The following is a 24,887-nucleotide window of genomic DNA, read 5'->3' on the forward strand; positions in this document are numbered from 1 at the left end:
TTTTATCACAGCGCGCAGGAGACGCAGCCCTGAACCTCTGTGCCTTGTAGCGCCATCTGGCGCAGTCGGATGTAATAGAGTGTTTTGATGCCTTTTTTCCACGCGTAAATCTGCGCTTTGTTGATATCACGGGTGGTGACGTCATCGCGGAAGAACAGCGTCAGCGACAGGCCCTGATCGACGTGCTGCGTGGCTTCGGCGTAGGTATCAATAATCGCTTCCGGCCCAATCTGATACGCATCCTGATAGAGATCGAGATTGTCATTGGTCATAAACGGCGCGGGATAATAGACGCGACCGGTTTTACCCTCTTTACGGATCTCAATGCGTGACACGATCGGATGAATGCTCGAGGTGGCATGGTTGATGTACGAGATCGAACCGGTCGGCGGAATCGCCTGCAGGTTCTGATTAAACAGACCGTGCTGCATTACCGCCTCACGCAGCGCCTGCCAGTCCGCCTGGGTCGGCAGCGTAATACCGGCATCAGCAAACAGTTGCGCTACCCGTTCGGTGCGCGGACGCCATGCCTGCTGAACGTATTTATCGAAGTAGCGGCCGCTGGCGTACTGCGAATCAGCAAAACCGTCAAAGCGCTGCTGCCGTTCCCGCGCCAGCTGGTTAGAGGTGCGCAACGCATAGTAGGTGATGCAATAGAAGTAGAGATTGGTGAAGTCCAGCGCTTCCGGTGAACCGTAGGCCATGCCTTCGCGCGCCAGATAGCCGTGCAGGTTCATCTGGCCGAGGCCAATCGCATGTGAGCGGCGGTTACCTTCAGCCACTGACGGCACCGAGCCGATCTCGCTCATCATGGAGACGGCGGTCAGGGCGCGGACCGCCACATCGACAGTGCGGGCCAGGTCACGCGAATCCATGGCGTGGGCAATATTCAGCGAACCGAGGTTACAGGAGATATCTTTGCCGATCCGGCGATAGCTGAGGTCGTCAAAATACTCACTGGCGCTGTTTACCTGCAGGATTTCGGAGCACAGGTTACTCATATTGATGCGGCCGGCGATCGGGTTACTGCGGTTCACGCTGTCTTCAAACATGATGTAAGGGTAGCCCGACTCGAACTGGATTTCGGCCAGCGTCTGGAAGAAGTCGCGCGGCTGAATATAGGTTTTACGGATGCGCTCATCCGCCAGCATCTCGTCATATTTTTCGCTGATGCTAATGTCGCCAAACGCCTGACCGTAGATACGCTCCACGTCATAGGGTGAGAACAGCGCCATCGGCTTGTTCTCTTTCGCCAGCTGGAAGGTGATATCGGGGATCACCACGCCAAGCGACAGGGTTTTAATGCGGATCTTCTCATCGGCATTTTCACGTTTGGTGTCGAGAAAACGGAAAATATCGGGATGGTGAGCGTTGAGCCACACCGCGCCCGCGCCCTGACGCGCACCGAGCTGATTGGCGTAGGAGAAGGCATCTTCCAGCATTTTCATCACCGGTATTACTCCCGATGACTGATTTTCGATGCGTTTGATCGGTGCGCCTGATTCGCGCAGGTTAGACAGCAGGAAAGCGACGCCGCCGCCGCGCTTCGACAGCTGTAGCGCCGAGTTCACCGCGCGGCCAATCGACTCCATATTGTCTTCAATACGCAGCAGGAAGCAGGAGACCAGTTCGCCGCGCTGCTGCTTACCGCAGTTAAGGAAGGTCGGCGTGGCAGGCTGGAACCGGCCGCTGAGCATCTCTTCCAGCAGTGAACGTGCCAGGCTTTCATCACCCTGCGCCAGCGTCAGCGCGACCATACAGGCCCGCTGCTCAAAGCTTTCGAGGTAACGTTTGCCGTCAAAGGTTTTCAGCGTGTAGCTGGTGTAGTACTTCCAGGCACCGAGAAAGGTTTTGAATTCAAAGCCCCAATTTTCCGCCACAGCATGCAGTTCAAGCAGGAAGTCAAAATGGTACTGATTCAGCACCCCGGCTTCGTAATAGCCCTCCGCCACCAGATAGCGCAACCGCTCGGCGTTACTGGCGAAAGGCACGGTATTGGGCTGCACGTGCTGCAGGAAGAACTGACGCGTCGCTTCCCGATCCTTATCAAACTGAATCCGGCCATCGGCGTCGTACAGGTTGAGCATGGCGTTGAGCGCGTGGTAGTCCAGCGTCACGGTGTTGAGGGTATCTGTTGTTGCCAAAATTGGGTTACTCCCGCTTTAACTTTCGCGATATCGTCAGGCGTTCCCATCAGCTCAAAGCGGTAGAGACAGGGAACCTGACATTTTTTTGCAATGATGCTGCCGGCCAGGCAGTAACCGGCACCGAAGTTACGGTTACCGGCTGCGATCACCCCACGGATGCCGCGGCGGTTAGCTTCATCATTAAGAAACTGAATCACCTGACGTGGCACTGCGCCACGACTGCTGCCCCCGCCATAGCTCGGCACCACCAGAATGTAAGGCTGGTCGGTGTGCAGTGACTGTTTAGCATCGAGCGGGATGCGCCGGGCCGGTAAGCCCAGGCGCAGGATGAACCGGTGGGTGTTTTCCGACTGGCTGGAAAAATAGACCAGTGGGAACATCGCTTTACCCTCCGACAGCGGCGAGCTGGCGCAGCGAGGCGATTTTGTCCGGACGGAAGCCGCTCCAGTGATCGTCATCCGCCATCACCACCGGCACCTGGCGGTACCCCAGTGATTTCAGGTTGTCGATCGCCTCTGGCTGGCTGTCCAGGTTGATCAGCTGATAGGCAATACCCTGCCGATCCAGCGCGTTTTTGGTAGCGTTGCACTGGACACAATTATCTTTAGTGTAAATAATAATGCGCATGATTCGTATTTCCCTCTGTATGCGGAGCGGATGCCGGGAAACGAAGCAGGCACCGCAGGTGGCGGGCTTCGTTCAATGAGACATCGGGCGTCGTGCTGATGAGCTAAATACTAGATGTAGTGTTTTGCAGGGTCAAGCCCACCAGATATAGGGTTTTGCGATTTGCATTTGCATCAGCGGGGCAAAGCCAGTGGCGATGCGCCTTCAGGGGCAGGAAATTGATTTGTAAATTTTAAGGCTCAAAAAATGGACATAAAAAAGCCCCGCACGGGGCGAGGCTCGGATGATATGAGGCGGTGCGCTTAGCGGCGTGAAGCCAGCAGCACGCCGAATACCAGACCAATGGCGGCACCGACGCCGACACCGTGCCATGGTTTGTCATGCACATAGGTATCAACCTGCGCGCCAGCGTCACGGGCAACCTGAGCCACACGGTTGCTGCCGCCGTTCAGTCGTGCGCGCGTCTGCTTCAACAACGCTTCTGCCTGGCTGCGTGCGGAATCTACTTCATCTTTCGCATCGCTGCCGTAAGATTTCAGCAGTGCTTCAAGTGAATCAGCGAGTTCGTTAACATCCTGATTGATATCAATGTCATCGTTTTTTACGGTTCGATTAAACATTTTTTGGCTCCCTTTGATTTAAAACGTAATACTTAGTGTAGACGACCTTGCGATAAACGAGACGCGAGAATGGCCTTTAGGGAAAATTCCGAATGCCCACTCTGTCATGCTGAGGTAAGGTTGCGAAGCTTTTGAAAGAGGAGAGGATCGAGCATGTATTTACGACCAGATGAGGTAGCGCGCGTACTGGAAAAAGCGGGTTTCGAAGTGGATGAGATCACCCCACGGGCTTATGGTTATCGCCGTGGTGACAACTATGTTTATGTGAATCGCGAAGCGCGTATGGGGCGCACGGCACTGGTGATTCATCCGACACTGAAAGAGAAGAGCCAGCCGTTCGCTGAACCGGCTTCTGAAATGAAGACCTGCGATCACTACACCCAATTCCCTCTCTACCTGGCGGGTGATTCTCAGGAACATTACGGCATCCCGCACGGATTCAGTTCCCGCATGGCGCTGGAACGCTATCTACAAAGCGTTTTCGGCTAACGCATCAGGCCCCGCCGCGACGGGGCACTGAACCCATCTCCCCAATCCCACCCCCGGCAATTCATTGCAATTCACCGCTGTGACGCGTATAAAACTCTTCACTATAGATGTTTAGACGTCCATACGGATAAAAGTGATGAGTGAACAACACCCCCCCGCGCAGGATCAATTCAAACGCACCATGAAAGTGCGCCATCTGGTGATGTTATCGCTGGGCGGCGTCATCGGCACCGGGCTATTTTTTAACACCGGCTACATCATCTCCACCACCGGCGCGGCCGGTACGCTGCTGGCCTATCTGATTGGTGCCTTAGTGGTGTGGCTGGTAATGGTCTGCCTTGGCGAACTCTCCGTGGCGATGCCGGAGACCGGCGCGTTTCACGTCTATGCGGCGCGCTATCTGAGTCCCGCCACCGGCTACACCGTGGCCTGGCTCTACTGGCTGACGTGGACCGTGGCGCTGGGCTCCAGCCTGACGGCAGCCGGCTTCTGTATGCAGTACTGGTTTCCCCAGGTGCCGGTCTGGATCTGGTGTCTGGTGTTCTGCTGTGCCATCTATCTGCTGAATGTGATCTCAACCCGCTTCTTCGCGGAAGGGGAGTTCTGGTTCTCGCTGATTAAAGTGATCACTATTATTGCCTTCATCCTGCTCGGCGGCGCCGCGATGTTCGGTTTCATCCCGATGAAAGATGGGACCCCCGCGCCCGGCTTAAGCAACCTCACCGCTCACGGCTGGCTGCCGAACGGCGTGTTGCCGATTCTGATGACCATGGTGGCGGTTAACTTCGCTTTTTCCGGCACCGAACTGATTGGTATTGCGGCGGGTGAAACCCAGCAGCCAGAGAAAGTGCTGCCGCTGGCGATCCGCACCACCGTGGCGCGGTTGATCATCTTTTTTATCGGCACGGTGTTGGTGCTGGCAGCGCTGATCCCGATGGATCAGGCCGGGATCGTCAAGAGTCCTTTTGTGCTGGTGTTTGAAAAGATCGGTGTGCCCTGGGCTGCGGATATCATCAACTTTGTCATCCTGACCGCCATTCTGTCAGCCGCCAACTCCGGTCTGTATGCATCGGGCCGCATGCTCTGGTCACTGGCGAATGAAAATACGCTGCCGCGCGCTTTTGCCCGGGTGAATAAACGAGGCGTGCCGCTGCTGGCGATCACCGTCAGCATGATTGGCGGATTGCTGGCGCTGATCTCCAGCGTGGTTGCGCCCGATACGGTATTTGTGGCGCTGTCGGCGATATCCGGCTTTGCGGTGGTCGCCGTCTGGCTCAGCATCTGCGCCTCACATTTTGTCTTCCGTCGCCGCCACCTGCAGCAGGGAAAATCTCTGGCGCAGCTGGGCTATCGCGCGCCGCTCTATCCGCTGACGCCGGTGCTCGGGTTTCTGCTCTGTCTGCTGGCCTGCATCGGACTGGCGTTCGATCCGACCCAGCGCATCGCCCTGTGGTGTGGCATTCCGTTTGTACTGTTCTGCTACGCCGCTTACCATCTGACCCATAAATCATCGCCGAAGCCTGAGGAGGCCAATGATGTTGCATAATCATGTCGCGCAGGCGCTGTCTGAATCGCCGTTGCTGATCCTCGATGGCGCGCTGGCCACCGAACTGGAAGCGCGCGGCTGCCAGCTGGCCGATGCGCTGTGGTCAGCGAAAGTACTGATGGAAAACCCCGAGCTGATTTATCAGGTTCACTACGACTATTTTGCCGCAGGCGCCCGCTGCGCGATTACCGCCAGCTATCAGGCGACGCCGCAGGGCTTTGCCACACGCGGGCTGGATCAGGCACAGTCGCTGGCGTTGATTGCGCAGAGCGTCGAACTGGCGCGACGCGCGCGCGAAGATTATCTGGCGACACAATCTGAGGCGAAAACCTTGCTGGTGGCGGGATCGGTCGGGCCTTACGGTGCGTTTCTGGCGGATGGTTCGGAGTATCGTGGCGACTACGCGCTGCCGGAAGCGGAGATGATGGCGTTTCATCGCCCGCGCATCGCAGCGCTGCTGGCGGCGGGGGCCGATCTGCTGGCCTGCGAAACCCTGCCATCGTTTGCCGAAGCGCAGGCGCTGGCAACACTGCTGACTGAATTCCCGGACAGCACTGCCTGGTTCTCATTTACGCTGCGCGACGCGGGCCACATCAGCGACGGTACGCCGTTATCCGAAGTGGTCGGCTGGCTTAACACCCAGCCGCAGGTGGTAGCGCTGGGCGTCAACTGCGTGGCGCTGGAGAGCGTGACGCCGGCGCTGCAGCAGCTGCAGCAGCTGACTGACAAGCCGCTGGTGGTCTATCCCAACTCCGGCGAACAGTATGACGCCAGCAGCAAAACCTGGCATTCGGCGCCGTCGGGCTGCACCCTGGAACACAAGCTGGATGAGTGGCAGCGGGCAGGCGCGAAGCTGATTGGCGGCTGCTGCCGTACCTCACCCAAAGACATCGCGGCTATTGCGCACGCTTGTCAACCGCAATAAGGCGGTTGAATCGGGCGATGATAGCCCGATTGAGGCGCGTGAAAAGGCGGGAAGGGCGGTTTACACTGTGCTTCCTGACCTTTTTGCGGAACCCTTCATGAAACAGCGAATTCTGGCTCTGGCCGCCGCGCTGCTGCTTAGCGGCTGCGCCACCATTGTCGGCAATGAAACCCAATCGGTACGCATCGACTCCCTGCCGCAGGGCGCGCGTTTTACCGTGCAGGATGAGCGCGGTTTCGCGGTCGCACAGGGTTTCACGCCGCAGACCGTTGAGCTGGAGAAATCCACCGGTCGCTACTTCGGCAAAAAACACTATCTGCTGATGCTGGAAAGCCCGGGCTATGTGCCGGTGACCATGCCGATCGAAGCGCGCGCCAACCTGTGGTACCTGCTGGGCAATATTCCGCTGGGCGGCTTCCCCGGCTGGCTGCTGGTCGATCCGTTCTATGGCGGCATGTACGACCTGAAGCCTGAGCACCCGCGTCCATTTATGAACCCGGTCGGCGCGCGCGGCTGATTACTGCGCGGTCGGTTTCACCATTCCGCCTGGCGTTTTGTGGCGCTCCAGATACTGATGCTGGAAAATGCACATGCGGATGGTGTTACGGTATTCTCCGTTGATAAAAAACTCATGCTTTAGCACGCCTTCAATCTCGAAGCCGAGCTTGGTATAGATGTGGATCGCTTTCTCATTCTCCTGATCGACAATCAGGTAGAGCTTATACAGGTTCAGCACCGAGAAGCCATAATCCATTGCCAGCTTTGCCGCCTGGGTCGCCAGACCTTTGCCCTGATGCGCCGGATCGATAATGATCTGAAACTCGGCGCGGCGATGCACATGATTAATCTCCACCAGCTCGACCAGCCCCGCTTTCTGCCCGTCATGCTCCACCACAAAGCGCCGTTCCGTTTGATCGTGAATGTGCTTGTTGTAAAGATCGGAGAGTTCTACAAACGCCTCATACGGCTCCTCGAACCAGTAACGCATCACGCTGGCGTTGTTATCCAGTTGATGAACAAAATGCAGATCTTCCCTTTCCAGTGGACGCAGTTTTACCGTCATGCTCTTTTCCTTTCGTTAGGCGATTGCCGCGAGTATAACGCACCAGCCTGCGGCCGCGCTGCGCTCAGTTGCACCTTAATGGTGCGCGACGGCCTCTGCTGGCGCTTCTGAAACCATTTTTCAGGCGCGTTTGGCGTTCTGGCACAGCCATTGCTTGGCTTGTATAGATAAGACTATACAACCTTGAGATGTTCACCTTGTGACGGGAGTGGAAGATGAATCAGCAAATCAGGCGGGCGGTCAGTGCAGTGGCGTTATCGGTAGCGATCGGCAGCACGATGGTGGCGCAGGCGGAAGAAACCCCGGTCGCCATCGGCATTTCGGGCTGGACCGGGTTTGCACCGCTGACGCTGGCGGACAAAGCGGGCATCTTTAAAAAGCATGGTCTGGCGGCGGAGGTCAAAATGATCCCGCAGAGCAGCCGTCATCTGGCCGTGGCATCCGGCACCATTCAGTGTGCCGCCACCACGGTGGAAACCTACATCTCGTGGAACGCGGCCGGCGTGCCGATCAAGCAGATTGTCCAGCTCGACAAATCCTACGGTGCTGATGGTCTGGCGGTGCGCGGCGGAATCAACAGTATCAGCGATCTCCGGGGCAAAGTGGTGGGCGTCGACGCACCCGGCACCTCACCTTATTTCGCGCTGGCGTGGATACTCGATAAAAATGGCATGACGATGAAAGATGTCCGTCTGGCCACCCTGTCGCCGCAGGCCGCCGCACAGGCGTTTACCGCCGGGCGAAACGACGCCGCCATGAGTTATGAACCTTATCTCTCTGCAATCCGCAAACAGCCGGCGGCCGGCAAAATTATCGCCACCACTCTCGACTATCCGATGGTGATGGATACTTTAGGCTGCACACCGACCTTCCTGAAAGCCCATCCGCAGGCGGCAAAAGCGCTGGTTGAGAGCTACTTCGATGCGCTGGAGATGATCAAACAGCAACCGGAGAAATCGTACCAAATTATGGGCGCGGCGGTGAAATCGAGCGGCAAAGAGTTCGCCGAATCAGCGAGTTATCTGCGCTGGCAGGGACGCGAAGAGAACCGGGCATTCTTCAACGGTGGCATTCAGAGCTTCAGCGACGAAGCGGGTAAACTGCTGCTGCGCGCTGGCGTGATCAAAACCGTGCCGGATATCAACAGCCTCTACGATGCCAGCTTTGTCCAGTAACGGGAGATCGCCGATGGAGATCAGTAAACCTCAGCCAGCCACGCCGCCGGACACGCTGCCGGACGCACCGAAGCGCTGGCACAATCCCTTAATGGTGCCGCTAAAACCGGTTGCTGCGCGGCTGCGTATCGGCCTCGGCATCGGTTTTTTCGTGCTGTTTGTCGCGGTCTGGGCGCTGGTCACGCTGGGCGGCATGGTGTCGCCCACCTTTCTCGCCGATCCGATCACTATGCTGCAACAGGGCGTAACGCTGTTCACCGAGTACAATTTTGCGCTGGATATCGGCATGACGGTGATGCGGGTGCTTTCGGGATTTGTGCTGGCGGCGGTAATCGCGGTGCCGCTTGGCATCATGATGGGTGCGTTCAAAACCTGGGAAGCGTTTCTTGAGCCTTTCGTTTCGTTTTGTCGTTATCTGCCGGCGTCAGCCTTTGTGCCGCTGCTGATCCTCTGGGCAGGCATTGGCGAGATGCAGAAAATCCTGGTGATCTTTATCGGATCATTTTTCCAGATCGTCCTGATGGTGGCGGTAACGGTCAGCAGTGCCCGGCGCGATCTGGTGGAAGCTGCCTATACGCTGGGCTGTAGCAACCGATCGATAGTGCGACGGGTGTTGATCCCCGGCGCGGCACCCGGCATTGCGGAACTGTTGCGTCTGGTACTGGGCTGGGCCTGGACCTATGTGATCGTTGCGGAGTTGATCGGATCGGAAAGCGGCATCGGTCATATGATCGTCGACAGTCAGGCGCTGCTGAATACCGGACAGATCATCTTCGGCATTATCGTCATCGGCCTGATTGGGCTGCTGTCCGATTACCTGTTTAAGCGGGTCAATCGGCGGCTGTTTGCATGGAGTTACCCGGCATGAAACAGAGCAAACTGAACGTACGCGGCGTCGAACGCTGGTTCAACGGGCCGCAGGGTGAGCAAACCCAGGCGCTGCAACCGATCTCCTGGCGGGTGGAGGAGAACGACTTCGTCACCATTCTCGGCCCGTCCGGCTGCGGCAAATCGACCCTGCTGCGGATTATCGCCGGACTGGACAGCCCGACGCGCGGCGAAATCTGGCTGGATGGTGCGCCGGTCGACGGGCCCGGCGCAGATCGCGGCATGGTCTTCCAGAGCTACACCCTGTTTCCGTGGCTGACGGTAGAAGAGAACGTCTGCTTTGGCCTGCGTGAACGCGGCATCAGCGCCGCACAGCAGCAGCAGCGCTGCGAATACTATCTGCATCAGGTAGGGCTGCGCGGCTTCGCCCGTCACTATCCACGCCAGCTCTCCGGCGGTATGCAGCAGCGCACCGCCATCGCCCGGGCGTTAGCCAACGATCCGAAAGTGCTGCTGATGGATGAGCCGTTTGGCGCGCTGGATAACCAGACGCGGGTGATGATGCAGGAGCTGTTACTGTCGGTCTGGCAGCAGTCACGCAAAACGGTGCTGTTCGTGACCCACGATATTGATGAGGCGATTTTCATGGCCAACAAAGTGGCGATCTTCAGTGCGCGGCCGGGACGAATTAAACAGGAGGTGGCGGTTAACTTCGGCATTGAGCGTGACTACACCCTGAAAACCTCGCCGGCCTTTATGGCGCTCAAGGCGGAGATTACCGAGTCGATCCGCAGTGAAACGCTGCAGGCGCTGGAGCACTAAGCGCCGGACGGCAGGCAGGGGCCGTCCGGCAGTTTTCAGGCACCAATCTGTTCGATGATCCGACCGTGCGCCATCCGTACCGCCCGATCGCACATGTGGTCGATAACGTCAGGATCGTGGCTGACCAGCACCATGGTTAAGCCATCCTGACGCTTCAGATCGTTCAGCAGATTGAGGATCTCCGCCTGTACCGACATATCCAGCGCCGAGGTAGGCTCATCCAGCAGCAGGATCTTCGGCTGCAACAGCAGGGCACGCACAATCGCCACGCGCTGGCGCTGACCGCCGGAAAGCTGGTGCGGATAGCGATCGGCCAGCGCCGGATCGAGCCCGACGTGGCGAAAGCCCTGGTCGATGCGATCGTTGATGTTGTCACGTTTAATCAGCTTCAGCGGCTCGGCCAGCGTCCGGCGCAGCCGGTGACGGGGATGCAGTGAGGCGTAGGGATCCTGAAACACCATCTGCACTTCCTGACGTAGCGCGCCGGTAAAGGCTTTGCCCGGCTCCACCTGATGACCGGCTAATTGCATCCGGCCCTGCCAGTGGGGATTCAGACCGGCCAGCACCCACAGCAGCGACGACTTCCCGCAGCCAGAGGGACCCACCAGACCAAAACATTCCCCGGCATTAACCTCAAGGTTGACCTCATGCACCACGGTGCGCAGCTCGTAACCCTGCTTATGGGCGACGCTGAGATCCTGCAACTTAATCATGATGTGCCTCCAGCGCCGCACGATCCAGCACCGGCAGCAGCTGGCCGTGGGTCGCTTTACCCGGACGGCAGGCCCACAGCGTGCGGGTATAAGGATGGGTCGCCCGCGGCAGTTCGGCGGCAGGCAGGGTATCGAGCAGGCGGCCTTTGTACATCACCATCACCCGCTCACAGTGTTCCGACACCTGCTGCAAATCGTGACTGATCAGCAGCAGCCCCATATTACGCGCTTCGACCAGACCGCGAATCAGCGCCAGCACCTGATCGCGCATCGCATGATCGAGTGCTGAGGTTGGTTCATCGGCGATCAGGAAATCAGGATCGGTAATCAGGGCGATCGCCAGCATCACACGCTGGCCCATGCCGCCAGAGAGCTGATGCGGATAGTGCTGCATCAGGCGACGTGGATCGGGCAGGCCGACCGCATCCAGCATCTCGCAGACCTTCTCTTTGCGCTCGGCGCGGCTCAGGTGACGGTGCAGAATCAGCGGTTCTTCAACCTGCCAGCCAATGGTACGCGTCGGGTTAAGCGCATATTTCGGGTCCTGCATCACCATCGCCACCCGGTTACCGCGCAGCTGGCTCCAGCGGCGCTCCGTCAGCGTCAGCGCATCCTCGCCTGCCACCTGTAGCTGCGTAGCCTGCAGATGCAGGGCCGGTGACAGCAGTCCCATCAGGCTGCGGGCGGTCAGCGATTTCCCTGAGCCGGATTCACCGACCAGCGCCACGCGCTCGCGGCCAATAGAAAAACCAATGTTGTCGACCAGCAGCGCATCATCGCTACGGATGGTCAGCCCTTCGGCGTGCAGCAGATTATTTGGCATGACGGGTATCCAGTCGGTCGCGCAGGCCGTCGCCTGTCAGGTTAAAGGCCAGGCTGGCAAACAGAATGGCAGCGCCCGGTGCAGCGGCGACCCACCATTGATCGAAAATGACTTTACTGCCTTCGGCCACCATCGATCCCCATTCGGCGGTTGGCGGCTGTACGCCCATGCCGAGAAAACCGAGACCGGCAGCCGCCAGAATGATGCCGCCGAGGCTCAGTGCCGCACGCACTACTGCGGTCGGCAGACAGAGCGGCAGGATATGGCCGAACATCAGACGAAAGCCGGTGATGCCCTGCATCCGCGCGGCGGCAAGGTAGTCGCTACGGCGCAGCGCCAGCGTTTCGGCGCGCGCCTGACGGGCAAACGGCGGCCAGCTGGTCAGCGCCAGCGCCAGTGCACCGTTCATCAGGCCAGGACCGAGAATCGCCACCAGCGCCAGCGCAATCACCAGATTGGGCAGCGACAGGAAGATATCGGTAATCCGCATCAGCAGGCGTTCAGTCCAGCCGCCGACGTAACCGGCGGTGATGCCGATCAGCAGGCCGGCCGGAATGGTCAGCACCAGAATCAGCGACACCAGCAGCAGGGTCGGACGCGCGCCGTAAATCACCCGCGACAGCAGATCGCGGCCAAAGCCGTCGGTGCCGAACCAGTGCTGCGCCGACGGCGCCAGCAGCCGGCTCGACATCGTTTGCAGATTAGGATCGGATGGCGCAACCAGCGGTGCCAGCAGCGCCATCAGGATCAGGATGGCGACCAGCGTCAGCCCAACGGTTAACGAGGTAACGCGTTGACGGCGACGGCGTGGCCGCAGCGTTTCGAGTTCAGAAAGTTGTTGCGTCATCGGGTTCTCGGATCGGTTAACCAGGTTAAAACATCCGCCAGGGTGTTGATCAGGATAAAGCAGCTGCCGATCAACAGGGTGGAGCCGAGAATCGCCGGCACATCGCCGGAGAACAGGGCATTGGTCATGTAGCGGCCGACACCTGGCCAGGCGAAGACGGTTTCTGTCAGCACCGAGCCTTCCAGCAGCGTGGCGTAGGAGAGGGCGATCACCGTCACCAGCGTGCCCAGCACGTTCGGGAAAATGTGGCGCAGCAGGATGCGGACCCGACCGGCGCCTTTGGCCCGTGCCAGTACCACATACTCTTTGCTGCTCTCTTCCAGCAGCGCGGCGCGCAGCAGACGGGTAATCCCGGCCATTGCCAGCAGCCCGAGGATCACTACCGGCAGCCAGAGGTGTGCGATGGCGTTGCGGAACATCTCCGGCTCACCCGACAGCCAGCTGTCGATCAGCACAAAGCCGGTTTTCGGCTCAAGGGTGTAGACCCAGATATCGTCCAGTCGTCCCGGCCCGGCAGACCAGTGCAGCACCGCATAAAACAGCAGCAGACCCAGCAGGCCGAGCCAGAACACCGGCACCGAATAGCCGAGCAGGGAGATGAAGCGGGCCAGATTATCGATCCAGCTGCCCGGTTTCCACGCCGCCAGCAGCGCCAGCGTGACGCCAAATACCACGGCGAAAATCATTGCGCAGGTTGCCAGCTCAATCGTGGCGGGGAAGGTGGTCATCAGATCGCTGCTGACTGACTGATTGGTCAGCCGCGACACGCCGAGATCGCCCTGTGCCAGATGCGCAATGTAGCGCCAGAACTGCACCAGCACCGGCTGATCCAGCCCGAGATCGTGGCGCACCTGGGCATAAGTCGCTTCACTGGCGTGATCGCCGGCGATCTGCTGCACCGGATCGATCGGCGACAGATGCGACAGCATAAAGGTGAAGGCGAGCAGGCCAAGCAGGGTGACCAGTAGCGACAGGATGCTGCCGATCAGCCGCCCGCCTCGCTGCCAAAAAAGCCGGGCGGACCCGGCTGTAGCAACAGACTGTGCCATTACTTGGTGACCTGCGAGTAGTACACCATGTCAGGGTTGATGCCCTGGACATAGCCTTTCAGGTTGTCGCGCAGGGCGATCAGGTTCTTCGCCTGCATACCAATCACGTAAGGGGAGTTTTTCATGACCTCACGCTGCATCGCTTCATACAGGGCGACGCGTTTTTTCGCATCGCTTTCCGCCGTCGCCGCTACCACCTGCTTGTTCAGCTCCGGAATGTGCCAGTCGGAACGGAAGGCGATGGTTTTGCTGCCATCTTCCGGGTTATAGGCAAACGAGGCAGCGTTGGTGTTGGGATCAAAATAGTCCGAGCCCCAGGCGTTCAGCGTGGCCTCATACTTATGCGCTTTGACGTTGGTTGAGACTTCAGAACTCAGGCCCGGAACCACCTCGACCTTCACGCCACCTTTGGCGAAGCTGCCCTGCAGCGCCTGCGCGATGTCGAGATAAGGCGGCTGGTTGCTGGTGGAAAGCTTAAAGCTGACGTTGGTCAGGCCGGCTTTTTTCAGAATCGCTTTGGCTTTCTCAGGATCGTAGCTGTAAGGCGTATCGTTGATTGCGCCGAGGAAGCCTTTCGGCAGGAAGGTCTGGTGCACATCGAACTGGCCTTTCAGCAGCTCATTGGCGATACCTTTGTAATCCCACAGGTAGCGCGCCGCTTCCCAGAATGCCGGGTTCTTCATCGTCTCGTTGGCACCGATGTTGAACTGGATGTAGTAGAGCGAGGCCATCGGAATCGCTTCGGTCTTCACTCCGGGTTTGCCGTTCAGCGCGGCGATCTGATCGGCACCGAGGTTACGGGCGATATCGGCATCACCCTGTTCCAGCAGCAGACGACGCGCGGCCGGTTCCGGCACGTTCTTGATCAGGATGTTCTTCATTTTTGGCGCACCGGCCGGCGAGGTTGGGTTGGCGCTCAGCAGCACCACCTGATGCATCACCACTTTACGGATCTGATACGGGCCGCTGCCGGCTGAATGAGTTGCCAGCCAGCCGTTACCGAAATCGCCATTTTTCTGATTCGCCATCGCGGTTTTCTCGTCGATGATCGACGAAACCGGGGCTGAAAGCAGGCTCAGTACGTAGGTCGGGCTGACGTCAGCGGTCCAGCTGATCTGCACGTGATTGTCATCGACCTTCTTCAGAAAGCCATCAACGTTATCTTTGTTCCAGCCGAGCTGCGTCAGGATGAAAGAGGGATCGAGGTTCAGTTTCACCACCCGGCCCAGCGAGAAGATCACATCTTCCGGACGCAGCGGATTGCCGGTGGAGAATTTCGCGTCTTTACGCAGTTCAAAGGTCAGGCTGCGGTTGTCGCTGCCGGGCTGCCACGAAGTTGCCAGCGTCGGTTTCAGATCGACCGGATTCTGCGGGTCAGACTGAACCAGGCGTTGATAAATATTGGTAAAGGCCTGCACGCTGGTGAGTTCAAACCCTTTGGCCGGATCGAAGCTATCGGCATCGTCGGTAGACTGCGCAATCACCAGTGTATCTTTGGGCGTCGCAGCCTGAGCAGAGAAGGCGGCAGCCAGCGTCAGCGCCAGCAGTGATGGAATTATAGTTTTCATGAAATTTCCTTGCCTTAAAAAAGTTACGCGAGTTTACGAAAGGGCTGATGCGAAGAATAGTCGAATATGGGCTAATCATATGCCAAAAAGGTATAAGCGACAGGTTGTGGTTATAAGAAGGTAAAGTATTTGTTGTGTTATTTCCGGCAGTGCAGAAACGGAACATCAACGAAACGATAATTGCTATTATTAACCCTTTACCACGACCTTACGCTGTTTATAATATCGGCAAATTATTTCAGGAGAATTCAGTTGGACAGTCACCCTCGATTTATCTTTATTCCGGCAAGCTGAATTCTTTTCGCTGCTTGCCAACCGGCGGGCAGCAATCCTCTCTGTTAGTGACGATTGCGCTCCTTATTTATCATCCTGTTATCTGAATGAGTGCGCGTTATGCTGCTGTTTATCTTAGCCCTTTTCCCTCCACCCCGACTGGCGTAGCCCAGGCTGCGCCCGATCTCTGCTTTCTGACACCTGTTACGCAGCGCTAATTTCGCGTCGCGCGAAATTCTGCACGCCCTTATTTCTGAATACAGGAGGGATATATGGACGATCCCCGAAGGACACTTAATTAAATAACCCGGCAACGCCAGGTCTTCTCCGCATACCTTATTTGGGTGTGCAGGATAACTATTGCTTTAAATCAGGGAGATGTCGAAATGAGCGACATGAAACTGGAACAGGTTGTCATCAAATCTGACGACCACCGCACCATGAAGAAAACCAAAAAACTTTTTGCTATCGCCCGTGAAGCGGTCCAGCCAGTCGACGTCACGCTGGCCAACCTGCGCAGCGACCGCGAAGGACTGACCCACGCCGAGGCTGCAGCCCGTCTGAAACAGTATGGCCCGAATGAGGTGGCGCATGAAAAAGCCCCTCCGGCGCTGATTCAGCTGCTGATGGCCTTCAACAATCCGTTTATCTACGTATTACTGGTGCTGGCGCTGGTCAGCCTGTTTACCGACTATCTGCTGCCGCTGCGCGCCGGTGAGGAAACCGATCTATCGGGTGTGATCATCATTTCCACTATGGTGCTGCTGAGCGGACTGCTGCGCTTCTGGCAGGAGTTCCGCACCAATCGTGCGGCGCAGGCGCTGAAGTCACTGGTGCGCAGCCAGGTCACAGTACTGCGGCGTGATAGCGCCAGTGAAACTGCACAGCGTCACGACGTTGATATGCGCGAACTGGTGCCGGGCGATGTCATTCTGCTGAGCACCGGCGATCAGGTGCCTGCCGATGTCCGGCTGCTGAGTTCACGCAATCTGTTTATCAGCGAAGCGGTGCTGACCGGGGAATCCCTGCCGGTGGAGAAACAGAGTGGCAATATCACCGTCGATCCGCACGGCAAATCTGCCCAGGAGCTGCTGGCGCTCAATAACATCTGCCTGATGGGTACCAGCGTCGCCAGCGGCACGGCGAGCGCAGTGGTAGTAGCGACGGGCGGCGATACCTGGTTTGGATCGCTGGCCGCCTCGCTGGTGGGAAGCCGGCCGCAGACCGCCTTTGATCGCGGGGTTAATAGCGTCAGCCGGCTGCTGATTCGCTTTATGCTGGTGATGGTGCCGGTGGTGCTGCTGATTAACGGCTTCAGTAAAGGCGACTGGATGGATGCCACCCTGTTTGCGCTGGCGGTGGCGGTCGGCTTAACCCCGGAAATGCTGCCGATGATTGTCAGTGCCAATCTGGCCAAAGGCGCGATTGCGATGTCGCGACGCAAAGTGATCGTTAAACGGCTGAACGCCATTCAGAACCTCGGCGCGATGGACGTGCTGTGCACCGATAAAACCGGCACCCTGACTCAGGATACCATCCTGCTGGCGCACCACCTCAACCCGATGGGACAGGAAGATGGGCAGGTTCTGCTGCTGGGCTGGTTAAACAGCGGCAGCCAGAGTGGCGCGAAAAACCTGATGGATCGGGCGGTGCTGATGGCTGGCGACAAAGTGATCTCTCAGACCCGGCGCAGCCAGTTTCATCTGATTGATGAGTTGCCGTTCGACTTCACCCGCCGCCGGGTGTCGGTGCTGGTTGAAGATCTGGCGCATCATCGCTCGCTGCTGATTTGCAAAGGCGCGGTAGAGGAGATGCTGGCGGTGAGCAGTGCGATTCGTCAGGGCGAGACGGTGGTTCCGCTGGATGAACGGCAGCGGGCAGAACTGCTGGCGCTGACCCAACGCTACCATCAGCAGGGCTATCGGGTATTGCTGGTGGCGACGCGCGAAGGTGATTTGCACGCGCCGCTCAGTAACAGTGACGAGCGTGAGCTGACGCTGGAAGGGCTGCTGACCTTCCGCGATCCACCAAAAGCCAGTGCCGGCAAGGCGATTCGGGCACTGCGCGACAGCGGCGTGGCGGTTAAAGTGCTGACCGGCGATAACCCGCTGGTGACCCTGCGCGTCTGTCAGGATGTCGGGCTGAGCGATCCGGCGATGCTGACCGGTGATCAGATTGAGGCGATGGATGATGCGCAGCTGGCGCAGGAAGCGGAGCGTTGTAGCCTGTTTGCTCAGCTGACGCCGCAGCAGAAATCACGCGTGGTGCGCCTGCTGCAACACAACGGCCATACCGTGGGTTTCCTTGGCGATGGTATCAACGATGCGCCAGCGCTGCGCGCGGCCGACACCGGTATTTCTGTCGATAGCGCGGCGGATGTGGCAAAAGCCTCGTCCGATATTATCCTGCTGGAGAAAGATCTGCAGGTGCTGGGTGAGGGTGTGCTGAAAGGACGGGAGACCTTTGGCAATATCATCAAGTATCTCAACATGACCGCCAGCTCAAACTTTGGCAACGTGTTCTCGCTGCTGATCGCCAGCGCCTTTATTCCGTTTCTGCCGATGCTGTCGATTCATCTGCTGATTCAGAACCTGATGTATGACGTTTCCCAGCTGGCACTGCCGTGGGACAAAGTAGACCGTGATTTTCTGCGTAAGCCACGCAAATGGGATGCCGGCAACATTAAACGCTTTATGTTGTGGATGGGGCCTACTTCGTCGATTTTTGACGTCACCACCTTTGCGCTGATGTGGTTTATCTTCAGTGCCAACCACGCTGAGGTGCAATCGCTGTTCCAGTCAGGCTGGTTTATTGAAGGTCTGCTGTCTCAGACGCTGGTGGTGCACATGCTGCGGACCCAGAAGATTCCGTTCATCCAGAGTCGCGCCACCTTACCGGTGATGCTGACCACCCTGACAGTAATGGTGCTGGGCATTCTGATTCCGTTCTCGCCGCTGGGGGCGATGGTCGGGCTGGTGCCGCTGCCATGGCAGTACTTCCCGTGGCTGGTGCTGACGCTATTCAGCTACTGCCTGGTGGCGCAGGGAATGAAACGTTGGTATATCCGCCGTTTCGGCCAGTGGTTCTGAGGAGACGATGATGAAAAATGGCCGGATCGACAAGGTGTTCATCGGCGTGATGCTCATCGGTGTTGTGCTGATCATGTTGACGGTAATTCTGCGCTAAACAGCGGCCGCGGGAAGGCTCGCGGCCTGCGGCAATAAAAAAGGCGGCTCAGAAGGCCGCCTTTACTGTTGGTTCACGCCGCTTTCAGCGCTTACTGCTCATCGCGTTCCCGACTGGCGCGCTGGCGTTCGTAGTATTCATCTTCTGCGGTAATGATCTCATCCAGCAGCGAATCCATATCTACGTTGTGCTCTTCTTCAACGAACAGACCGGTGAGCGGCGTTTCAGGGGTTAATTTCCCGTCTTCATACAGCAGCCAGATCTCTTTGGCATAGCGCGTCTGTAACAGCTGCGGGGCGAACTGGCCGTAATAAGCGGTGATATTGTTAACGTCACGCCCGAACATCGATTCGGCGTGGTTGTTCGCCGCGGCATCGACCGCCTGTGGCAGGTCGATAATCACCGGACCTTCGGCATCAAGCAGCACGTTAAATTCTGACAAATCGCCGTGCACGATACCGGCACAGAGCATGCGCACGATATTGCGGATCATGGTGTGGAAATCAGCGATGGCGTCCGCTTCTGACAGGGTGACATCACTCAGCCGTGGCGCAACTGCACCGTCCGCATCGGTCACCAGCTCCATCAGTAATACACCGTCAATGCACAGATAAGGCTGCGGCACGCGGACACCGGCGTTGGCGAGGCGGAACAGCGCATCAACTTCTGCCGTCTGCCACGACTCTTCCTGCTGCTTGCGGCCGAATTTAGTACCTTTCTGCATCGCACGCGCGTTACGGGTGTTACGGGTTTTACGTCCTTCCTGATACTGCACTGCCTGCTTAAAGCTACGCTGCGTCGCCTCTTTATAGACTTTGGCGCACTGGATCTTGTCACCGCATAACACAGTGTAGACGTCAGCTTCCTTGCCACTTTTCAGTCGCTGAAGCACGTCATCAATCAGGCCATCATCGACCAGAGGTTGGATTCTGTTTGGGATTTTCATGCGGCTTTATACCTTATTTCAGCCCCTTTTCGTATCAATAACACCAACGGCGATAATAGAAAAAAATTGGCAACGTCTGAAGGAAGTGACTAATTCTACCCTGGAAAAAGGTTTTAGGAAGGTGATCCTTTATTGACCGGCCAGCATCAGGCGAGTTTAAGCGGAGTCAGGCAATTTGACGGGCTGATTGATGACAATCGGTAAATCGCTTTACCGTCGGCGGGCAATCCTGACGCTATCGCTTTTTAATCAGAATCAGGCTTAGTGAACGAGCAACAAAGTGCCCTGAAGAGTGCCCTGAAGAAAAGGCTATGGCGAAATCCTGCGGCTGAATGGCAGGATTTCGACCAGCGTCACCGGGTTACTTCAGACCTTTGAGCAGTTTCACCGTGCTTTCGATGTCGATCTCATCTTCGGTGAAGATTAAGGTCGAACCCTGGAAGGTAGTGATAGCCAGCTTCTTCAGCGATCGCATTTCACCGGGCTTCACGTCTGATTTCGGTCGGATATTGCTTAACAGCACGCCTACCGACAGCACCGGATTCTCTTTATCGATGCGGGTGTCGACCGGCACTTCTTCGCTGTAGACCAGGTAAGATTTGATCGCGGTGATCTTGATGCGCTCGCCGGCGATAAAGATGTATTTGCTTTCCGGCACCACTTTCACCGCATAGGCCGACAGACCTTTGTTGTTGGTGGTGGGTTCAAAGGTGACGGCAGCGTCTTTCTTGATCAGATCAGGGTTGGCGACCTTAATCACATGAAAATAGCGGTTCTCACCGTTTTCATCTTTGATAAAACCAAAACCCTTATCTTTGAACCAGGTTGTGATTGTTCCGTTCATCGCCATTACCGCCTGTTTAATCGTTTATCTACTCAGTTTTTTACAGCGCGCAGTGTAAAGCACAATGCCTGCGCAGACTATATCAGTGTGGATGATAAATTTTGGTCTGTAAGAGAGCAAGCCGGTGAAGCGCTAAACGGTGCCGGGATAATCGCGGGTCAGGCGTTGTGAAAACGTTCACCACGCAGTTGCAAAGAGAAGGGACGTTGGCCTGGTCTGGACAGTACGCGGATAAGCGCTGCAGATGATGATGCCGGTCGCATGATTCGGGCAGGTGAGGTCACCATCGTAACCTGCCGCCTGCCCGGCGCGTTCGGGTAAGGTTACTCGTTACCCCATTGGTTCAGGAAGGTCGCAATCTCATCGATACGCTCTGCATCGATGCCCGCTTCAGTGGCCATCTGCTGCTGCGATTCTTCACTGATCTCTTCATTGTTCATCAGACGGGTGATCAGTAACTGGAAATAGTGCGCCAGCGGTGTGCGTTCTGCGTCGCTCACCGGCTTAGCGGATTCGGTCGCATACTCATCTGCGACGTCATAGTACTTGAGGGGAATATCGTTAGTCATAAAGAGTCCGCTAAGTTGAGGTTCCGTTCAGGTGCTGCCTGCGCTCGGTGGTGCAGATAGCCGGGTTATTATTTCGTGTTTGGGTTGGGGCTGTAAAGGGATAGCTATAGCGGGCATTGTTGAATTCATCAGTAACAAAAGCCCGGTAAGCGACCTTACTTAAAGTCATGCGCGAATTAGTCTGGTTCCAGAATTGAAATTCTGTAGAGCAGAATAGCGCGATGAATTATGCGGATACGTTCTCAATCTGTTCCACTATACACTCCGGATGAGCCTGCAGTCGCGCTAAAGCCTCGGCATAAGAGGGCATCGAATCGGCGGCACCAGCGCGTTCAACGCAGAGTGAGGCAAATGCCGCAGCGAACCGCGCCGCCTGCGGCAGATCGTCGCCGGAAGCGAGCCTGGCGGCGAGCGCGCCATTGAACGCGTCGCCGGCGCCGGTGGTGTCGCGCGGCTGTGCCGGAAATAGCGGAATGCGCTGCTGTTGCGAGGGCGTTGATAGCAGGGCGCCGGCAATGCCTAGCGTAATGATTACCTGTCGCGCACCCTTACGATGCAACACCTCGGCGGCACGGCGCGCGCTGGCAAAATCCGTTACCGTTACGCCACTGAGTTGAGTCGCTTCGGTGCTGTTCGGCGTCAGCAGATCAATTTTTGCCAGCAGCGCATCGTTGATTTTCTGCCACGGTGCCGGATTGAGGATCACAAACGTGCCGCTGGCGCGGGCGCTATCAATCATGCGCTGAATAGCGTTGAGGTTATTCTCCAGTTGTACCAGCAGAATATCTGCTGCGGCTACCGTGGGCTGGCAGCGCGTAACCTCAGCGGCGGTCACGGTGGTATTGGCACCCGGATAGACTGAAATCATATTTTCGGCGTCGTCGCCTGCTACGTAAATCAGCGCGTTACCGGTGGGCTTCTCTTTACAGGTAAACAGCGTAATCGCGTCAAAGCCGGTTTTCTCCAGATGACGTCGCGCAAAGAGGCCAAAATCGTCATTGCCCACTTTACCGATGTAGTGCACCCGCGCACCGGCACGCAGTGCCGCCGTGGCCTGATTTGCACCTTTACCTCCCGCACCCATCATACTGTGGTGCGCCGTCAGCGACTCTCCCGGCAGCGGAAAGCGACGCATGACTGCAACAATATCGAGATTAAAGGAACCGAAAACACACACTTTTCCTTTCATCATAGGCTCCTGAACCGGCGTTCAGCGGCGAGACAGGCACCGCGACAGCCCGTATAGTCGGTTGAGTGGCTGAATATAATCTTCAGGTTTTCGCGCGTGACCGGTGGCCGCAAATGCTGTTGAATCTGGTTGCGCAGCAGCGCCAGCGGAAAATCAGCCATCGCCAGCACGCCGCCGCCGAGGATCAGATACTCCGGATCGAGAATATTCATCTCGGTGGCGATCAGCTGAGCCAGCCGCCGCACAAACGCCTGCAGATCCGGCTGTTCGCCGTGGCGGGTAAACAGCGCTGAGATGGGCGTGTCGGCGGCGTTCAGTGCCGCCCAGTGGCTCAGCCAGTGACCCGACGTCAGCGTTTCCGCACAGCCGTGGTTGCCGCACGGGCAGGGGAGATCGTTTCCCGCAACCGGCACATGCCCCAGTTCGCCCGCGCCGCCGTGCTCGCCGTGATAAAAGCGGCCATTCAGCCACAGACTGTTGCCCATCCCGGTGCCGGGGTAGAGGCCCACTGCGTTATCCGGCAGCTGCTCCAGCTGCAGCAGATCCCACAACATAAGATGGTTAACATCTTTGTCCATCGCCACTGGCATACTGAGTTGAGCTGCCAGGCGTGCCGCTACTGGCTGATGATCCAGCGCCTGAATAAAGGGCAGCGAGATCACCTGCTTTCTGTCGCGGCTGAGGATACCCGGCAGACCCAGCATAATGCCGCTGACCGGCTGCTGCTCCAGCGTCTCATCAATGAGCTGGCCAAGCGCCAGCAGCGCGTCGGGCTGCTGCGCCCAGCTGGCGGTAGGCACCTTGCGAAAGCTGCTCCAGACGCCTCCCTCTTCCATCAGCTGCAGTCGGGTACCGGTGCCGCCAATATCGATACCAAGCCAGCGTGATCTCATGCGGACACCTGCGCCAGCCCCTGGGCCTCATCAATGCTGTCGCGCATCATCTCCCACGCGGTGGCTAAATCGTCATGGATGTTAAACAGGCCGGAGGTGCCGACAATCAGCACTTCGGCGCCTGCGCCGATCAGCGGGTTATAGGTGCGGGTATTGCAGGAGCCGTCAATCTCAATCAGATAGTGATAGCTGTGCTGTTGCTTCAGCGCTTTCAGCTCGCGCACCTTTTCAACCATCTCCGGAATAAAGGGCTGGCCGGCGTAGCCAGGATCCACCGTCATCACGGTGATCTTATCGAGCAGATGAATATAATGCTGAATGTAGGAAACCGGCGTGGCAGGATTCAGCACCACGCCCACTTTTTTCCCGAAGCTACGGATCAGGTTAATGACGCGAAATGCATCGCGGTTAATGGTCTCAGCGTGCGGACAGATAAAGTCAGCCCCTGCTTTTGCGACCGCCTCGATAAAATCAGTCGGCTCTTCCACCATCAAATGCACATCGATCGCCACACGGGTATAAGGACGGATCTGCTCAATAAAGAAGGGGGAGAGCGTAATGTTTTTTACGTAGTGACCATCCATGATATCCACGTGAAGAAAGTCAGCGCGCGAGTCGAGAACCTGCAGCTGGTGCTTGATCTCCATCAGGTTCATACACATCAGTGACGGGGAGATTTGAGTACGCATCATACTTCCTTCTTTTCAGTCAGAGGATTAAGCACCGCGGCCAGCTTGCTGAGCTTTACTGCACGGTGTTCGTTGAATCGGGTTTTGAATTGTTTAAAAGCGAGTACCACAATCAGCACTGCCCCCCACATCGCCAGACTGACGTGCTGGCTGATGTTCATTAGATTGAAACCGGTGGAAAGCACCTGTAGCGCAATCAGTGCCAGCACCACGCCCGTGACGCGTCCGAAGCCGCCGTTGGGATCCGTGCCGCCAAGAATAATCGCCAGCACCGTCAGCAGCAGATAGGCGTCGCCGTAGCCCATGCGCGCGGAGTTAAAGCGCGCCATCATAATCAGGCCCGCCAGGACGCAAAGCAGGCTGGAGATCACGTAAACCAGCATCACCATGCGATGGGTATTGATGCCGCTAAACCAGGTAGCGTTGATGTTGCTGCCGCCCATGTAGATACATTTACCGGCGCGGGTTTTACCGAGAAACAGCGCCAGCAGCGCGGCGGCAATCAGGAACACCCAGAGCGGCAGCGGCATACCGAGCAACGTGTCCGCACCCAGAGCCTGCACCACCGGCGGCATACCGCTAATGGCGGCACCTTTGGTCAGCCAGATTCCGACGCCGTTTAGCGTCATCATCGTTGCCAGCGTTACCAGAATCGGGTGTGCGCCGATTCGCGTCACCATCAGACCCGTCACCACACCGATCGCGGCGGCGATCAGCATGGCGCCAATGATGGCGATAAACAGCCAGAGCAGCTGCAACGCCATGCCGGCATTGGCGGGCAGCGCGCTCATCAGCGTCCAGGCGACAAACAGTGCCGTGAGGTTAGCGGTAGCGATAATGGCAAGGTTCAGGCCGCCGCTGAGAATGGCGATAAACATCGCCAGCGTGAGTAAACCCAGTTCCGGCAGCTGAAACGCCATACTCATAAAGGTTGAGTCGGTCAGGAAGCGACCCGGCAACATCAGCGTAAAGGTGGCAAGCGCCAGCGCGATAAGCAGCATCAGGCCGATGTTGGTACCGTCTGGGCGCAGTGCAGTCAGTGATTTCATCATCAGT

At 57.5% G+C, this 24,887-nt stretch carries 26 protein-coding genes; 9 read left to right on the plus strand and 17 right to left on the minus strand.

The window, feature by feature from the left end; all coding sequences use genetic code 11:
* Window positions 1–5: 5 nt before the first annotated feature.
* The 4 genes from nrdE to ABIB18_RS21415 form a co-directional block, all read right to left on the minus strand.
* The gene (nrdE, locus tag ABIB18_RS21400; RefSeq protein ID WP_084227935.1) at window positions 6–2,144 is read right to left on the minus strand and encodes a class 1b ribonucleoside-diphosphate reductase subunit alpha; all 2,139 of its coding nucleotides are present in this window, start codon (window positions 2,142–2,144) and stop codon (window positions 6–8) included.
* Window positions 2,114–2,527, minus strand: coding sequence for a class Ib ribonucleoside-diphosphate reductase assembly flavoprotein NrdI (gene nrdI, locus ABIB18_RS21405; protein WP_031376458.1), 414 nt, complete (start codon window positions 2,525–2,527; stop codon window positions 2,114–2,116). Before nrdI ends, nrdE begins: the two co-directional genes overlap by 31 nt.
* A gap of 4 nt (window positions 2,528–2,531) precedes the next feature.
* A complete protein-coding gene (locus ABIB18_RS21410) occupies window positions 2,532–2,774 on the minus strand; it encodes a redoxin NrdH (protein ID WP_069729696.1) in 243 nt (80 codons plus the stop codon).
* A 302-nt stretch (window positions 2,775–3,076) separates the two neighbouring features.
* Window positions 3,077–3,394: a DUF883 family protein gene (locus ABIB18_RS21415; protein ID WP_031376460.1), complete on the minus strand. Its 318-nt coding sequence runs from the start codon at window positions 3,392–3,394 to the stop codon at window positions 3,077–3,079.
* Window positions 3,395–3,547: 153 nt separating this feature from the next.
* Between ABIB18_RS21415 and ABIB18_RS21420 the strand changes: the two genes are divergently transcribed.
* From ABIB18_RS21420 to ABIB18_RS21435, 4 genes are all read left to right on the plus strand, one after another.
* Window positions 3,548–3,883: a DUF2002 family protein gene (locus ABIB18_RS21420; RefSeq protein ID WP_031376461.1), complete on the plus strand. Its 336-nt coding sequence runs from the start codon at window positions 3,548–3,550 to the stop codon at window positions 3,881–3,883.
* Window positions 3,884–4,019: 136 nt separating this feature from the next.
* Window positions 4,020–5,429, plus strand: a complete 1,410-nt coding sequence (gene mmuP / locus ABIB18_RS21425; protein ID WP_069729695.1) for an S-methylmethionine permease — start codon at window positions 4,020–4,022, stop codon at window positions 5,427–5,429.
* Entirely contained in the window at window positions 5,419–6,354 is a 936-nt protein-coding gene (gene mmuM / locus ABIB18_RS21430; RefSeq protein ID WP_354475663.1) for a homocysteine S-methyltransferase, read from the plus strand. The genes mmuP and mmuM overlap by 11 nt, the downstream gene beginning before the upstream one ends.
* Window positions 6,355–6,451: 97 nt before the next feature.
* On the plus strand, window positions 6,452–6,871 hold the full coding sequence (locus ABIB18_RS21435) for a hypothetical protein (protein ID WP_031376463.1): 420 nt from the start codon (window positions 6,452–6,454) through the stop codon (window positions 6,869–6,871).
* Here ABIB18_RS21435 and speG read toward each other — a convergent pair whose 3' ends face one another.
* Window positions 6,872–7,417 carry a spermidine N1-acetyltransferase gene (gene speG / locus ABIB18_RS21440; RefSeq protein WP_009088567.1) on the minus strand — a complete coding sequence of 182 codons (546 nt, stop codon included), beginning with the start codon at window positions 7,415–7,417 and terminating at the stop codon, window positions 6,872–6,874. It lies immediately after the preceding gene.
* Between the two features lie 278 nt (window positions 7,418–7,695).
* Between speG and ABIB18_RS21445 the strand changes: the two genes are divergently transcribed.
* From ABIB18_RS21445 to ABIB18_RS21455, 3 genes are read left to right on the plus strand one after another with little or no spacing between them, the layout of a single operon-like run.
* On the plus strand, window positions 7,696–8,592 hold the full coding sequence (locus tag ABIB18_RS21445; RefSeq protein ID WP_371601280.1) for an ABC transporter substrate-binding protein: 897 nt from the start codon (window positions 7,696–7,698) through the stop codon (window positions 8,590–8,592).
* Between the two features lie 13 nt (window positions 8,593–8,605).
* Complete coding sequence (locus tag ABIB18_RS21450) at window positions 8,606–9,460, plus strand: ABC transporter permease (RefSeq protein ID WP_069729693.1); 855 nt, start codon at window positions 8,606–8,608, stop codon at window positions 9,458–9,460.
* Window positions 9,457–10,242, plus strand: coding sequence for an ABC transporter ATP-binding protein (locus ABIB18_RS21455; RefSeq protein ID WP_069729692.1), 786 nt, complete (start codon window positions 9,457–9,459; stop codon window positions 10,240–10,242). Before ABIB18_RS21450 ends, ABIB18_RS21455 begins: the two co-directional genes overlap by 4 nt.
* A gap of 35 nt (window positions 10,243–10,277) precedes the next feature.
* Here ABIB18_RS21455 and ABIB18_RS21460 read toward each other — a convergent pair whose 3' ends face one another.
* The 5 genes from ABIB18_RS21460 to ABIB18_RS21480 are packed head-to-tail and all read right to left on the minus strand — an operon-like array spanning window position 10,278 to window position 15,242.
* On the minus strand, window positions 10,278–10,955 hold the full coding sequence (locus ABIB18_RS21460) for an ABC transporter ATP-binding protein (RefSeq protein WP_354475631.1): 678 nt from the start codon (window positions 10,953–10,955) through the stop codon (window positions 10,278–10,280).
* Window positions 10,948–11,778 (minus strand): ABC transporter ATP-binding protein, encoded by an 831-nt coding sequence (locus ABIB18_RS21465; RefSeq protein WP_031376468.1) that lies wholly within the window; start codon window positions 11,776–11,778, stop codon window positions 10,948–10,950. Before ABIB18_RS21465 ends, ABIB18_RS21460 begins: the two co-directional genes overlap by 8 nt.
* Window positions 11,768–12,625 (minus strand): ABC transporter permease, encoded by an 858-nt coding sequence (locus ABIB18_RS21470; protein WP_354475633.1) that lies wholly within the window; start codon window positions 12,623–12,625, stop codon window positions 11,768–11,770. The genes ABIB18_RS21465 and ABIB18_RS21470 overlap by 11 nt, the downstream gene beginning before the upstream one ends.
* Window positions 12,622–13,674, minus strand: a complete 1,053-nt coding sequence (locus ABIB18_RS21475) for an ABC transporter permease (protein ID WP_159223296.1) — start codon at window positions 13,672–13,674, stop codon at window positions 12,622–12,624. The genes ABIB18_RS21470 and ABIB18_RS21475 overlap by 4 nt, the downstream gene beginning before the upstream one ends.
* A complete protein-coding gene (locus ABIB18_RS21480; protein ID WP_031378047.1) occupies window positions 13,674–15,242 on the minus strand; it encodes an ABC transporter substrate-binding protein in 1,569 nt (522 codons plus the stop codon). The genes ABIB18_RS21475 and ABIB18_RS21480 overlap by 1 nt, the downstream gene beginning before the upstream one ends.
* Before the next feature lie 659 nt (window positions 15,243–15,901).
* Here ABIB18_RS21480 and mgtA point away from each other — a divergent pair.
* Both mgtA and mgtU read left to right on the plus strand, forming a co-directional pair.
* Complete coding sequence (mgtA, locus tag ABIB18_RS21485) at window positions 15,902–18,604, plus strand: magnesium-translocating P-type ATPase (RefSeq protein ID WP_354475636.1); 2,703 nt, start codon at window positions 15,902–15,904, stop codon at window positions 18,602–18,604.
* 7 nt (window positions 18,605–18,611) lie between these two features.
* A complete protein-coding gene (gene mgtU, locus ABIB18_RS21490; RefSeq protein WP_252867572.1) occupies window positions 18,612–18,701 on the plus strand; it encodes a magnesium transporter protection protein MgtU in 90 nt (29 codons plus the stop codon).
* Window positions 18,702–18,792: 91 nt separating this feature from the next.
* Here mgtU and ABIB18_RS21495 read toward each other — a convergent pair whose 3' ends face one another.
* The 7 genes from ABIB18_RS21495 to ABIB18_RS21525 form a co-directional block, all read right to left on the minus strand.
* The gene (locus tag ABIB18_RS21495; protein WP_069729687.1) at window positions 18,793–19,647 is read right to left on the minus strand and encodes a PA4780 family RIO1-like protein kinase; all 855 of its coding nucleotides are present in this window, start codon (window positions 19,645–19,647) and stop codon (window positions 18,793–18,795) included.
* Window positions 19,648–20,008: 361 nt separating this feature from the next.
* Window positions 20,009–20,497, minus strand: a complete 489-nt coding sequence (locus ABIB18_RS21500; protein WP_031378050.1) for a cold-shock protein — start codon at window positions 20,495–20,497, stop codon at window positions 20,009–20,011.
* Window positions 20,498–20,814: 317 nt separating this feature from the next.
* Window positions 20,815–21,060 (minus strand): YmjA family protein, encoded by a 246-nt coding sequence (locus ABIB18_RS21505; protein ID WP_031378051.1) that lies wholly within the window; start codon window positions 21,058–21,060, stop codon window positions 20,815–20,817.
* Window positions 21,061–21,286: 226 nt separating this feature from the next.
* Window positions 21,287–22,249 carry a ribokinase gene (locus tag ABIB18_RS21510; RefSeq protein ID WP_312055205.1) on the minus strand — a complete coding sequence of 321 codons (963 nt, stop codon included), beginning with the start codon at window positions 22,247–22,249 and terminating at the stop codon, window positions 21,287–21,289.
* Window positions 22,249–23,142, minus strand: a complete 894-nt coding sequence (gene alsK / locus ABIB18_RS21515; RefSeq protein ID WP_031376605.1) for an allose kinase — start codon at window positions 23,140–23,142, stop codon at window positions 22,249–22,251. The genes ABIB18_RS21510 and alsK overlap by 1 nt, the downstream gene beginning before the upstream one ends.
* Window positions 23,139–23,831 (minus strand): D-allulose 6-phosphate 3-epimerase, encoded by a 693-nt coding sequence (gene alsE / locus ABIB18_RS21520; RefSeq protein ID WP_031376606.1) that lies wholly within the window; start codon window positions 23,829–23,831, stop codon window positions 23,139–23,141. Before alsE ends, alsK begins: the two co-directional genes overlap by 4 nt.
* The gene (locus ABIB18_RS21525) at window positions 23,831–24,880 is read right to left on the minus strand and encodes an ABC transporter permease (RefSeq protein WP_031376607.1); all 1,050 of its coding nucleotides are present in this window, start codon (window positions 24,878–24,880) and stop codon (window positions 23,831–23,833) included. The genes alsE and ABIB18_RS21525 overlap by 1 nt, the downstream gene beginning before the upstream one ends.
* Window positions 24,881–24,887 lie beyond the last annotated feature (7 nt).

It is taken from the genome of Pantoea sp. UYEF8, from assembly GCF_040546285.1.
GTDB classification, from domain to species: Bacteria; Pseudomonadota; Gammaproteobacteria; order Enterobacterales; family Enterobacteriaceae; genus Pantoea; species Pantoea brenneri.